This is a genomic window from Sphingobacterium sp. 18053 (assembly GCF_902706145.1).
Classification (GTDB): domain Bacteria; phylum Bacteroidota; class Bacteroidia; order Sphingobacteriales; family Sphingobacteriaceae; genus Sphingobacterium; species Sphingobacterium paramultivorum.
Window position 1 is genome coordinate 323,016 of sequence record NZ_CACSJW010000003.1, and the last position, 11,705, is coordinate 334,720.

General features: G+C 40.6%; 14 protein-coding genes. 5 read left to right on the plus strand and 9 right to left on the minus strand.

Annotation, left to right across the window (positions count from 1 at the left end):
* Positions 1–136: 136 nt before the first annotated feature.
* The 6 genes from GVK91_RS08285 to GVK91_RS08310 form a co-directional block, all read right to left on the minus strand.
* Positions 137–703 (minus strand): RNA polymerase sigma factor, encoded by a 567-nt coding sequence (locus GVK91_RS08285; protein WP_159727858.1) that lies wholly within the window; start codon positions 701–703, stop codon positions 137–139.
* Between the two features lie 249 nt (positions 704–952).
* Positions 953–1,819 carry a helix-turn-helix domain-containing protein gene (locus GVK91_RS08290; protein WP_159727860.1) on the minus strand — a complete coding sequence of 289 codons (867 nt, stop codon included), beginning with the start codon at positions 1,817–1,819 and terminating at the stop codon, positions 953–955.
* A gap of 40 nt (positions 1,820–1,859) precedes the next feature.
* Positions 1,860–2,246 (minus strand): hypothetical protein, encoded by a 387-nt coding sequence (locus GVK91_RS08295; protein ID WP_153846218.1) that lies wholly within the window; start codon positions 2,244–2,246, stop codon positions 1,860–1,862.
* A 9-nt stretch (positions 2,247–2,255) separates the two neighbouring features.
* Positions 2,256–2,747, minus strand: a complete 492-nt coding sequence (locus GVK91_RS08300; RefSeq protein WP_153846219.1) for a cytochrome c family protein — start codon at positions 2,745–2,747, stop codon at positions 2,256–2,258.
* 42 nt (positions 2,748–2,789) lie between these two features.
* The gene (locus GVK91_RS08305) at positions 2,790–3,644 is read right to left on the minus strand and encodes a FixH family protein (RefSeq protein ID WP_153846220.1); all 855 of its coding nucleotides are present in this window, start codon (positions 3,642–3,644) and stop codon (positions 2,790–2,792) included.
* Positions 3,645–3,727: 83 nt separating this feature from the next.
* The gene (locus GVK91_RS08310) at positions 3,728–4,105 is read right to left on the minus strand and encodes a hypothetical protein (protein ID WP_153846221.1); all 378 of its coding nucleotides are present in this window, start codon (positions 4,103–4,105) and stop codon (positions 3,728–3,730) included.
* Between the two features lie 134 nt (positions 4,106–4,239).
* Here GVK91_RS08310 and GVK91_RS08315 point away from each other — a divergent pair, with 134 nt between their 5' ends.
* Positions 4,240–4,944 carry a hypothetical protein gene (locus GVK91_RS08315; RefSeq protein ID WP_153846222.1) on the plus strand — a complete coding sequence of 235 codons (705 nt, stop codon included), beginning with the start codon at positions 4,240–4,242 and terminating at the stop codon, positions 4,942–4,944.
* A 221-nt stretch (positions 4,945–5,165) separates the two neighbouring features.
* Positions 5,166–5,852: a class I SAM-dependent methyltransferase gene (locus GVK91_RS08320; RefSeq protein WP_159727862.1), complete on the plus strand. Its 687-nt coding sequence runs from the start codon at positions 5,166–5,168 to the stop codon at positions 5,850–5,852.
* 168 nt (positions 5,853–6,020) lie between these two features.
* Here the strand turns inward: GVK91_RS08320 and GVK91_RS08325 are convergent, their stop codons facing one another.
* The 3 genes from GVK91_RS08325 to GVK91_RS08335 all read right to left on the minus strand — a co-directional run bounded on the left by GVK91_RS08325 (position 6,021) and on the right by GVK91_RS08335 (position 8,068).
* Positions 6,021–6,914 carry a HAMP domain-containing sensor histidine kinase gene (locus tag GVK91_RS08325; protein ID WP_159727864.1) on the minus strand — a complete coding sequence of 298 codons (894 nt, stop codon included), beginning with the start codon at positions 6,912–6,914 and terminating at the stop codon, positions 6,021–6,023.
* Between the two features lie 366 nt (positions 6,915–7,280).
* Positions 7,281–7,670: a hypothetical protein gene (locus GVK91_RS08330; protein ID WP_159727866.1), complete on the minus strand. Its 390-nt coding sequence runs from the start codon at positions 7,668–7,670 to the stop codon at positions 7,281–7,283.
* A 41-nt stretch (positions 7,671–7,711) separates the two neighbouring features.
* Complete coding sequence (locus GVK91_RS08335) at positions 7,712–8,068, minus strand: PKD domain-containing protein (protein WP_159727868.1); 357 nt, start codon at positions 8,066–8,068, stop codon at positions 7,712–7,714.
* Between the two features lie 180 nt (positions 8,069–8,248).
* Here GVK91_RS08335 and GVK91_RS08340 point away from each other — a divergent pair, with 180 nt between their 5' ends.
* From GVK91_RS08340 to GVK91_RS08350, 3 genes are read left to right on the plus strand one after another with little or no spacing between them, the layout of a single operon-like run.
* Entirely contained in the window at positions 8,249–9,343 is a 1,095-nt protein-coding gene (locus GVK91_RS08340) for a zinc-binding dehydrogenase (protein ID WP_153846226.1), read from the plus strand.
* On the plus strand, positions 9,343–10,626 hold the full coding sequence (locus GVK91_RS08345) for an MFS transporter (RefSeq protein WP_227550191.1): 1,284 nt from the start codon (positions 9,343–9,345) through the stop codon (positions 10,624–10,626). Before GVK91_RS08340 ends, GVK91_RS08345 begins: the two co-directional genes overlap by 1 nt.
* A complete protein-coding gene (locus GVK91_RS08350; RefSeq protein WP_159727870.1) occupies positions 10,623–11,636 on the plus strand; it encodes a metallophosphoesterase in 1,014 nt (337 codons plus the stop codon). Before GVK91_RS08345 ends, GVK91_RS08350 begins: the two co-directional genes overlap by 4 nt.
* Positions 11,637–11,705 lie beyond the last annotated feature (69 nt).

Consider the following 11,705-nt stretch of genomic DNA (forward strand, 5'->3'; position numbering starts at 1 on the left):
TTGCTCTTCTATACTAACTAATCGAACGAAAAAGAAAGATGTACCAATGGAATTGTAAAGTATTTAAAAAATAATAAAAGCGGCATCAACCCTTGGCTGTCCAGGTTACTATTACTTACGTTAAAGATGCTTTATGCTACAAAAAAAACAGAAAAATCTTGTCCAGACGAAGACGGACAAATTTACTTGCCAGGGCCAGATGATTGCGCACCGTATTTTTGGATAGCCCCACCTGTTCGGCAATATCTTGATAACTATGATCTTCCAGCTTATTAAGACGATAGATACGCTGCTGCTGTTCAGGAAGTTCTCCGATGATTTTTTCCAATTCTTGTTGAAGCTCACGGTAGTCCAGTTGTTGTGCCAATGCCTGTCCAGCTTCTTCCCAATCCGCATGTTGATCGAGTTCATATTGATCACGCAATACCTTTCGCCTAAATCCAGAAATAGCCATACGTTTGGCAACGCGATATAAAAAGGGATAAATTGATTCCGGAGTGTTTATTTTTTCACGATAACGATGTAACTGCACAAAGGCTTCCTGTGTAATTTCTTCTGCCTCTTCCAACTGACCTGAGAAATATAATGCGCGTGAAAAAATCTGTGGCTGATATTTTTCAAACACACGTCGAAAAGCCTGCTCATTTCCTTGCTGGAAAAGAGTGAACGTATTTATTTCAATAGGCATTTCCTTTAAACTCATCGGTTGTTTCTTATCGTAAAAAAATATGGATAAATAAACGATGTCCATTTAACTTTACTGTTAAGCGAACATAAATTTATCTCAATACTTTTTGGTAATAGAAGATAATTGGTTGAATCTTACTACTAAAATATAAAAAGGAAATGGAAAATACACTTTTATTCTTTTTGTGAAGATCCAGGAAGATGCTACAATGGAAAAATAAAGCCTTTTTCAACTACATGAAAAAGGCTTTTAGTCATATTTACATCAACAATTTTTCCTAAACTCCTCAGGACTCATTCCTTTATTTGCTTTAAAAAATGTACTGAAATATGGTACATTTTCAAAACCAAGTTCAAAGGCAATTTCTTTTACAGTTTTAAAAGTATGATAAAGCAGTCGCTCGGCCTCCAATAGTATGCGTCCACGGATAATAGTACCGCAGCTCGTCGATCTTTTTTTTCGACAAATCCGATTAAGATAGTTGATCGATATATTCAATTGCGCTGCATAAAATGACGGATAACGCTGCTGCGCATAGTGACTATCAACCAAAGATTCGAAACTTCGGATTTTATCGTCATCTTCCTCCTGCTTTACAGCCACATGATCGACCACGATTTGCCGTCCCAAAATCTGGAGCAGCATGGTTAAGTAGCGGCTCAATACACCGTGAGCACTCAACTTGACTGGATTATAAGCTGTTTCCATCAAACTTACTATATGTAGACAACTGATCATATCTTCTTTTGAGAGCACAAAAGCGTGCTTACATCTACTCCTTAAAAAATGAAAGAAGTTTCTTACGGCAGTGTTCTGCCTTTCCATGAAAAAAGATTCTGTAAATAAGACACTGTATCCTTCTACAGACGAACCTGCCTGAAAACTACACACACAATTTGAATTTATGCTGATTATATCATGGCCAGCTATAATCTGTACGCTCTGATCCGCTACCATAGACAGTTCACCACTCTTGATAAACAAAAGGGTATAAAAAGATCTTAGATGGAGCGTATTTTGATTTGCTTTAGCTTGTAAAAAAGCTGCTATAGGCATAATAACGATTCCCTTCGAAGCGGAATCAATATCTTCTAATTTTAGAAAATCTAGTTTCTCTTTTCGTATTACCATTTCTTTATGATTATTCTGTAAAAAAATATTTGTGGAATAATCAAATGATTGGCGGTCTAAAAATTTCAGGTAGTATACCTCCGAAGGTATCGGAGGCAAAGTCTTTCGGATAGACAGTCTTCACAGCAGGTACTATTGGAGAGCACAGCAAGATTTCCTTCACATACTGCACAAAGACCAATATTTCCATCCCCTTCATTTTGGCGAGCACATTGTTCACATCCTTTTGTTCAACTGTTTTTTCGCTAAGGAAACAGAAGCCTTTACAGCTCACTGCCGGTTCAAAACGATTGACACAGAGATTTTGCTCGATATACGTGCGATTGCACTCAAATTCAATAAATGCCCACAACAGATTGGTTGCCTGCACACATATTGCCCAAGCCATTGTCATACAAAACCACCATCTACAGCGCTGAGACTTCATTGATCCGATCTATTTTGTTGTGCTATTACGTTCGCGCAAATATTCTAAAATGGCACGTGCCTCTTCCTGCTTCAAGCCCAAACTAATCATTGGCGAACCATATTCCTTACTAAGTACTTTCGCGTCGGCATCCTTCTCCAGCATGGTTGCCGGATCCAGCATCATGTTCATAATCCACTCCGGGGTACGACGTTTGATGACAGCGTCCAGCGATGGGCCTACCAATGTGCGATCAAAACTATGGCACATTGCACATTTCGACACAAATAGTTCTACCCCCCTATTTGCAAGCTGCGCATCAAAGGGTTTGTGTTCAAAGGAGGTAATGGTTCCTACACCTTTGGATCCCTCTGTTTTATAATCGAGCATGGCCGCGGGCTCAGCTACGGAAGGTTGCTGGGCACCATCTTCTTTCTTGGCTTTTGTCCCCTCATTTCCGCTACACGCCAGTATAGCTACAAAACCGAAACAGCCCAGGATTACGTTGATTCTCTTTTTCATTTTTATTGTTTAAGTATATTGGTAAAATAAATTCTGTTTGTGTTAAGTGACCTGCACCAGATATTTTATATCATCCTGATTTGATTTTTTGCCCTCTTTCCATAGTTCGACAATGACTTCCCAACGACCAGGCATAGAAAAATTAACCGTGCCTTCATAGTAACCATTACCTGTACTTTCAGCAGCAAAATTTTCCGAAGACCCCGTTTCCGTAGTAGGCCTATTGGTCTTTAGTTTAATGACATAATGATCTAATACCGGAAAATGATGACCATCCATTTTATTCATTAAAAATCGGATCGGATGCTTTCCCTGCTTTACGCTATCAGGCAATAGGCAGGAAATAAATATGCGGCTATCATCTCTGGTTCCTGAGCTCATTGTTCGCATGGTTGCTGCTGCAGTAACCGGAATCTTGATGGCAACTGTATCTTTTATGCGATTGTGACTACGTATCGTATGTAATTGCCAGCCCTTTCCCATCTGCGGGATATCTGCCATAATAAAAACCATTGGGCCTCTATACCAGCCTTCGCCGAGCGCGACGGGATGTTCAAAGGGGCCACCATGCTTCATACGTCCCATACTCATTTCTGGATAGAAATCAAGGGATTTGTCATTGATCGGATTTCCCGAAGTATCTCTTAAACGCAGATAAATGGTATGATATTTATTGTTGAGTTTGGCATCCGCATATATGGTATAATTGGTAAAATCCCAAACCGTATCCGCTACACGGACCAGATCGGACTCCTTAGGCAGGATAAAATCCGTAGCATTCTTACCGTTCTTTTTTGAATGATCGGCAGTACAGGATGAAGTTGAAAAAGCAACTGAAAACGCGAGTAGCAGTAATATCACGCCCCCGACAGTCCCTACACGGGAATATAAATTCATATGTATTGATTTAAATCTTTTGAAAATAGACAGTACCTGCCATCAGTCAACATGCCGACAGCCCGTACGAAAAGCAAAATGACTTAAACCAAAGGTGGATGAAAAATAGTAAAGATTGGTCTATAGCTATAGTTTGTCTGATATGCTGGAAGTAAGGTCTCCGCAGCTGCTTCTTCAAAAAAAGCGATATCAAGGTTAAAACATTGCTGATTATTGATAAATACAACGTCGATTATACGAGATTCCAGATTCTTTTGTTCCTTCTCCTCATGTTCACGCATTTTCTTCATCAAAATACATTGTCCTCTACAGGAAAGTGCCTTTTCGTTGAATCGATTGATACACTCATTCTTAGCGATATAATCTCTGTTAAATTCAAAAACAGTCCATAGCCATACCGACGAGAAGCTCTGCAGGAGCATCAGCGGCAGTAGAATCCATATCAATTGTTTCGCTTTCATGTATCGCTAGTGCAGCAAATATACTAATTATTGACATACCAGCAACGAACTGCCTCTTTTCAAAACGCCCAAATGTTTTCTAAAACATCAAGAAGTTTTAGTACATTTAGCTAAAAATCACGTGCTTTGAGCAAATGAAGTTTAATCCTCTTTTAGTCATTAAATTATTACTTGGGCTGTTTATCTGCATCGGAATAGCTTTGACCATATTGATGATGGTTCATAACAGCAAAGTTGTGGGAGCTTATGTCGTTTCTGGACTTTTCATACTATTCCCAGGTATTATCCTGTACGGTATGACCGTTGGATTTCGAGTATCCGAGAAAACCATAACACAACAGATCGCCCAACAGGAAAGTGTAACATCCGATCATAAAGGCCTATCCTATCAAATCCCTTTGCTAAAAACAACCCAATTTATCTCCTGGGAAATTATCGAGACCATTATCTACAGCAACTACCACAGCGACGACCAGGCGCAGTTCAGCTTTTATCTGACACAACCGGCATTGCAAATCGCGTCAGAAAAGCCAGGATGGATAGCGAAAGTCCTTTTACCCTTGATAAAAACAAGTAAAAAGGTCGTTATTTACGAAAATTGCATCAATTTTCGCGAAATCCCGAAAATGCTAGAAAAACATTTTTCCTCCATCAACCCTGTTGACATAAACGAAGTCCATGGAAAAGGAACACTACTGAGCTCAAAGACCACCTTAAGGGAAAATACGGTTCAGATCGAAGAATATTGGAAACCTAATCCAAATTTTGAGCCTGAAAAAGTCATTTATGATCGATACAACCGGACGATTGATGAACTAAAACAATCAAAAAACAGCTAAAATTTGTTTTCCTCGGCAAAATCACCCACGTCATCGTGTAATATTCAACAGGTATTGCTTATTATTTATTACTACGTTGGTGCATTGGCTTGATGATATTTATGTTCGCAGCTGAGGCAAGCAGAATAAAAATCCAAAATAAGCTGATCGGAGATATGACATAAATTCCAGCAATTTTTGCTGATAAAATGGATAAATTTGTACCCGTTAACATTATTACGATGATTAAAAGAATAACAGCATATTGGAATGACCGTAGTAGTTCCTGGCGCAAGGAAAGGCATGAAGCTTGGTCCCGGCCGGAGACCGAACGCTGGCTTGCGTTTTTCAAGTCCATCCGTAGCCAGACTACGGGCAATAAAGTACTTGAGGTTGGTACTGCTACCGGATATTTTGCCAACATTATGACCCTTGCCGGTTTTGAAGTTACTGCCGTTGACCTCTCCCCGCAGATGATTGAATATGCAAAACTCGTCAGCCAAGAACTAGAACTTCGCGTAGACTATCGGGTCATGGATGCGCAAGTACTACAATTTGAAGCCAACACCTTTGACTTCGTCTTCACCAGGTTGATGACGTGGACCATCCCCGATCTTGAAACATGCTACCGCGAGATGGAACGTGTACTCAAGCCGGGCGGAAAACTGATCAACCTGGATGCCGATTTTGGGAAAACGGTCTTTAGTACCGAAAGGCACGATGAATGCCCATCGGGCGCTATCGATCAGATCAATGACATCAAATCGGCATTGGACATCAGTGCGCATCAACGTCCTGCTAAAGACGTCGAACTATTGGAAGCAGTTGGATTTGGTTCTATTGAAGTCGATATGGATGCCCAAAATCGTATTCTTGAACTCCCTTTCGAAACTGAAGGACTTTTTATGCTAGGGGCTATCAAAAAGTAAAATTTGTTCAACACCTTTGATGTGTTTTTCGTCTGGAAATGCTGGAAAACAATCGGTTTACTAACCTTTCATACCAACCGATCTTTCATGATAAACTAAGTTTGTCATTTAAATTTTCATAAAAAAAAGCCCGATATAGATCGGGCTTTTACAGTAAATTGATTGTTATCAAGAGACAGCCTGATAAGCCTTCCGCGGAAACGAGATCCGAACAGAAATGCCTGTACCATGCTGATTCTCGAACTGCATTTTTCCATCAATCCGTTTGATCAAATCCTTACAGAGGGAGATACCCAATCCTGCACCATTTTTGCTCTCAGATTTTTTACGGTCCCAGCTATTGACAAAATTTAGATTATGGAGGACTTCCGAAGTAAGTTCTTCGCCATCATTGCTGACGATAAGTTCCCATCGATCGCTCCGATCATCGATCAATTGCAGTGTAATGGTACCGCCGACTCGTCCATATTTAATGGCATTGCTGATCACATTTCTAAGTACAAAAGCAAAGATTCCCTTATGGGTATCCACCCAAAAATCCTGGCTCACTGAATTTATTATCTGTATATTGAAACGTTGGATTTCTAGCGTATAGATCCCTAATACCGCGTCAATTTGAGCACAAATATTGCAGTTCTCAGTATTTTCAAGCTTATCTCGAAGTTGTGATTCTGTCCAGAGTAAAACCTCTTCCAACATCGTACGCGATCTGGCCACCTGTCCTTTTAGATTTAAAAAGATAAGTTTGAGATCCTCCTTATCGACTAAAGAAATATCATCAATCGCCAACAAAATTTCGACCGATGCAAATGGTGCTCTGAGATCATGTGAGGCAATCGATAGGACTTTAGTCTTGAAACTCTCGGCAATTTTTAATTCCTCATTATAATGGTGAATACGAATTGCCTGTTCACTGAGGATACTGTTTGCGGTCGTCAATTTGAGCTGCTCGACCTTTAACAACCGATTTTTTCGGATTAAAAAGTAGATCAGTACGCCTATCAGCGTTTTACTGATGACTATTCCAACAATAAGTAAGGTAATAATAGTTTGGCTTTGCACAATTTTTAGGTAATAAATTAACAATAATGACTTATGGAATACCAAAGCTAAACAATCACATGCTAATTAAAAAATTTACCTTAAAAAAAATTACACTTACCTCGATTCTTTCTTAACTCATTCAAAAAAAAGGCTAGATCAATATTGACCTAGCCTTTACAAAAAACTATCCTCTAATAGACGTATACCTTATATACCTTTGGTTTAATGAACAATAGCTCAGTAAAATAGTTTTAAGTATTTGATTTTTGTTTATTCGCCAAATAAACCTATCTATTTTTAAATCCATTTCGGCGATGCTGCACTTTCAGCAAAGACTTCCTAAATTTCCAAAGCCTGCCTAAAGTCTACTGAATATGCTCAAAATTATTTGCAATTGGGTATGGCTGTCATCACATCAAGGGACATATCCATCGCTTTCTTGGCCCACTTTTTCAGATTGTCCAAATCAGCTGCTTTTAACGCCTTATTTCCAAAGATTACCGCATTAAGTGAATAATTTTTGGCATTCGCACAATTGCAATCTGGAATTATACTGTAGGCAGAAGCTTCTTTTGCTTTGCCTACAGCGTCTTTAAGCAATACTTTGGCATCATCCAGTGAACCAGCCTGATAGGCTTTTTTAAAGCTCATAAAGGCCATCTCGGCATAGGTAGATGCCATGCCGCAGCCCGTATTTACCTTTTTGTTCTCCTGGGCCATTACCGAAAAAAACATGCTCAGCAAGAGCATCGTAAAAAAATATTTCTTTTTCATGATAAGGGTATAATTATAGGGGTATATCTAACTTAAAAACGCTATTTTATCGTTACTGTTTCTTTAATATCGAAAGAGCAATGTCCATTGTTCAATCCTACCTTGGCAATGGCTGTATACGTCCCCGCTTTTGTGTAGGTATGACTCGCATCTCGTCCTGTAAAATCTTGCACCGTGCCATCACCAAAGTCCCATCGAACCGCATTGTCCACTGTCTCCTTGCCTGGATACGTAATGTTAAAATCAATCTTTGAAGCATTTGAGTCTGAAGCCTTGTGCTCGACATCAATTAGAATAGATTGACCGAAACAATCCACCACGCTCTTCTCAACTTTATCACCGCAGGCGGAAACTGCTATAAGCCCCAAAAACAGGAGGCTCTTTTTTACAAGTTCCATAGAATAATCTGATTACACTTTTTTTGACAAGATAACAAGATATCCGTCACAACGTTTTCACTTTGTCCATTTTTTGTCTTGAAAAAAAATGACACATAATTCACAAAAACTTAATCATTTAAAAATACAGTATAAATAAACTTTGTTTAGTATTACAAAACTTATGTATTTTTATATAAAATGAAAAACCTAGCAACATATTACGTATTTGATCGCGCCAATACAGCGCTCTCCAAAGTGATTAAACCTATTCCACCTTTGCAGGATGGTGAAATTTTGGTCAACATACGTTATACCACACTCTGTGGCAGTGATCTTCATACCTATTGTGGGCTGCGCAACGAACCACGTCCTACAATTTTAGGTCATGAGATTGTAGGCGTTATCGCCGCGATTTCTCCTGATCATAGCGGACTTGATACACGAGGCAATCAGCTACATATTGGCGACCTGATTACCTGGACTGTTTTTTCCAGCGATCCGAATAGTGTCAACTATCAGCCGGATATTCCGCAGAAAAACGATAAGATCTACAAGTATGGTCACCGTCAGATAACCGAAGCGGATGACCTTCATGGTGGATTGGCCACACATATCATCTTACGGCCGCATACCTGCATACGAGTACTTCCAAAAGATATCTCCCCCGCAGTAGCCGCCACCATCAACTGTGCTGTTGCCACTTCGGCCGGAGCCCTTCGCCTGGCAGGAACCATTACGAAAAAAAACATTCATGTCGCAGGCATTGGATTATTGGGTCTGGTTAGCATTGCCATGTGCAAGGAAATGGGTGCCAAAAGTATCATAGCTTCTGACATTAATCCTGCACGTTTAGAACTTGCCAAGAAATTTGGTGCGACTGCTACAATAGATCTGCGTGAAACCACATCCAGCACAGCATTACAAGCTACAGTAATAGATCGATTTATCGACATGAGCGGCTCGCCAGAGGCTATGGAACTCGGCATCGAAACTTTGGCGCTCCATGGAAATGCTGTTTTCGTAGGTGCTGTGTTTAAGCAGCGCGCTACTGGGATAGACGCCGAAAAAGTGATTCGAAAGATGCTCACGATTAAGGGGCTGCACAATTACAACTATACCGATTTCTCCGCGGCTGTAGATTTTATCATCGAAAACTGGCAAAAGTATCCCTTCGAATCATTGATCGAACGCGACTTTCCACTGGCCGAAGTCAATGAAGCGATAAGCTATGCATTAACGCACAAACCAATACGAGCAGGTTTATTCATCAACCCCTCAACGGAGCAGCTTTAATGGAAAGAAAATTTAGAAAAGACCAGTGGAAAATGTTGTTTGTAACCATGTTTTGCTACTTATTCTTTTACACAGGGCGACACAATTTTGGATGGGCAGCAAGGGGTATTGCCAAAGAGCTAGACATCAGTTTTCAGCAAGTAGGCTGGATCAGTTTTGCAATGTTAATGGGCTATGCGATAGGCCAGCTCATCAATGGAAATCTCGCAGATCGATGGAGTCCCAAGATTATGATTGTCGCTGGCGGGGGGCTATCTATTCTCTGTAATCTCGCCATCAGTTTTGCCAGCTCCTATATTGCTATTTTGGTCCTTTGGACATTAAACGGCTATTTCCAGTCCATGGCCTGGGGCTCTGGAGGTAAGCTTATTTCCAACTGGTGGAACAGTTCCGAACGTGGCAAGGCCTTTGGCTTTTATACCATGGCTGCCGGAAGCTCTTCTGTTTTGACCTTTTTGATGGCCTTGTTACTCGTCCAACAGGAACAAAGCTGGCGTACACTATTTCGCTATCCCATCTTATTTCTTGCCGGGTCATTAGTGGTCTTTCTATTTGTAGCATATAGCGATCCCAAACGAAAAGGATATACTTCTGCTGAAGAAAAAGAAGGAATAGCGAAGCAGGAAGACGCACAGGAAAAGGTTTCAGCATCGGAAAAACAAGACAACTGGAAGCAGTCCTATCTACACGTATTTCGGCATCGCAACTTTATGATCGCTTCGCTGGCCATTGGATTTCAAAGTATGGCACGCTACGGTTTAATCTTTTGGGTGCCGATCCACTTTTTAGGGAACAACTATAAAGAATCCTCAGGCAACATGTGGCTTACACTGCTCATCCCAATTGGAATGGCTCTCGGAGCCCTATCTTTTGGGTACATTTCAGACCTCGTCTTTAACAAAGATAGAGGTAAATCTATTGCCGCAGGTATGATGATCAGCTGCATTATTGCTCTTCTCATTTATTGGTTACCTATTCACAACCACCTTCTGATGGGTATGCTCATGTTTACCTCAGGTTTCTTTGTATACGGTCCACAAGCCAATTTCTGGACCTTGAGTCCAGACCTATTGGGAGCCAGGCTCGTCGGGACAGGCATTGGTGTAATGAATATGTTTGCGTATGTATTTGCTGCTGTCGGTGAACCTTTGTTTGGTAAGCTGATCGATTACACGGGCAATACTGCCAATATATTTCTTTTCGTTGCGCTAATATGTGCGATATGTGCAACAATCATTAGTTTTGTCCAAAGCCCAAAATCAATATCAATTAAAAAACCATGATAAACCGAAAAAAATTCCTAAAAATTGGCAGCCTGGGTATTTCGGGACTTTTAGTTCCCGCCGCATTCAGCTTTGCAAAAACACGTACAGACCTAGACTCTGCAGCATCTGAGAACTTGGGAGCGAGACAGCAAAACCTAAAATTCGGTATTATTGCCGACCTGCATTATGACCTTATGCATGATGGTGAACGTCGTGCTCAACTTTTTATCGATGCAATGAACCATGAACAACCCGACTTCATTATTTCCTTAGGCGATTTCTGTGTCCCAAAATCCGCCAACAAAAAACTGATGGCTATATGGGCACAGTTTAAGGGTAAAAAACACTACGTACTGGGCAACCACGATACCGACGGCGGATTTACCAAACAGCAGGCTTTGGCTTTCTGGGATGCAACATCCCCCTATTATTCTTTTGACGATAAAGGTTTCCACTTTGTGGTGCTGGACGGCAATGAAAAAGATCCCGAAAATAAGATTGAAGGCTATCCACGTACCATTGGAAAAGAACAGCTTAATTGGTTAAAACAGGATCTCCAACAGACAAAACTCAGAACGATTATTTTTTGCCATCAAGGGCTCGATAATACCATGGGCGGCTTAGATAATGGCATGCAGGTACGCTATTTACTTGAACAGATCAACAAGGAAGCGGGTTTCAACAAAGTCATTCTCGTTTTGACAGGACACCATCACCTCAATTATCACAATGAGATAAACGGCATCCACTACGTACAGATCAATAGCTCTTCGTACTATTGGGCAGGCGAAACCTTTGAGAGCAAAGCTTTTGATGCAGCGTTCTATAAAGATCATGGCATCTTAAAACGCACATTGGTTTATCAGGATCCCATTTGGGCAACGGTATCGATTGGTAAGAAAGATATTACGATTCAGGGAACGGAAACCGTTATAGCAGGCATTCCACTCGACCAAACCGGAATTGATGTTTACAAAGACGTCTATCCCATTACTTCCAAAGTCGACTCCCGTAAACTGATGTACTGATGCAACAATCAGTGAATAGCCTGGTAAAAATCCCCTGATCTAAAAAAAGAAGCCGCTTTCCATAACGGA

What these genes read in the sequence shown, in the direction of transcription:
- GVK91_RS08285 (WP_159727858.1), bottom strand. Translation starts at nt 703, where the DNA reads ATGAGTTTAAAGGAAATGCCTATTGAAATAAATACGTTCACTCTTTTC.
- GVK91_RS08290 (WP_159727860.1), bottom strand. Translation starts at nt 1,819, where the DNA reads ATGGTAATACGAAAAGAGAAACTAGATTTTCTAAAATTAGAAGATATT.
- GVK91_RS08295 (WP_153846218.1), bottom strand. Translation starts at nt 2,246, where the DNA reads ATGAAGTCTCAGCGCTGTAGATGGTGGTTTTGTATGACAATGGCTTGG.
- GVK91_RS08300 (WP_153846219.1), bottom strand. Translation starts at nt 2,747, where the DNA reads ATGAAAAAGAGAATCAACGTAATCCTGGGCTGTTTCGGTTTTGTAGCT.
- GVK91_RS08305 (WP_153846220.1), bottom strand. Translation starts at nt 3,644, where the DNA reads ATGAATTTATATTCCCGTGTAGGGACTGTCGGGGGCGTGATATTACTG.
- GVK91_RS08310 (WP_153846221.1), bottom strand. Translation starts at nt 4,105, where the DNA reads ATGAAAGCGAAACAATTGATATGGATTCTACTGCCGCTGATGCTCCTG.
- GVK91_RS08315 (WP_153846222.1), top strand. Translation starts at nt 4,240, where the DNA reads ATGAAGTTTAATCCTCTTTTAGTCATTAAATTATTACTTGGGCTGTTT.
- GVK91_RS08320 (WP_159727862.1), top strand. Translation starts at nt 5,166, where the DNA reads ATGATTAAAAGAATAACAGCATATTGGAATGACCGTAGTAGTTCCTGG.
- GVK91_RS08330 (WP_159727866.1), bottom strand. Translation starts at nt 7,670, where the DNA reads ATGAAAAAGAAATATTTTTTTACGATGCTCTTGCTGAGCATGTTTTTT.
- GVK91_RS08335 (WP_159727868.1), bottom strand. Translation starts at nt 8,068, where the DNA reads ATGGAACTTGTAAAAAAGAGCCTCCTGTTTTTGGGGCTTATAGCAGTT.
- GVK91_RS08340 (WP_153846226.1), top strand. Translation starts at nt 8,249, where the DNA reads ATGAAAAACCTAGCAACATATTACGTATTTGATCGCGCCAATACAGCG.
- GVK91_RS08345 (WP_227550191.1), top strand. Translation starts at nt 9,343, where the DNA reads ATGGAAAGAAAATTTAGAAAAGACCAGTGGAAAATGTTGTTTGTAACC.
- GVK91_RS08350 (WP_159727870.1), top strand. Translation starts at nt 10,623, where the DNA reads ATGATAAACCGAAAAAAATTCCTAAAAATTGGCAGCCTGGGTATTTCG.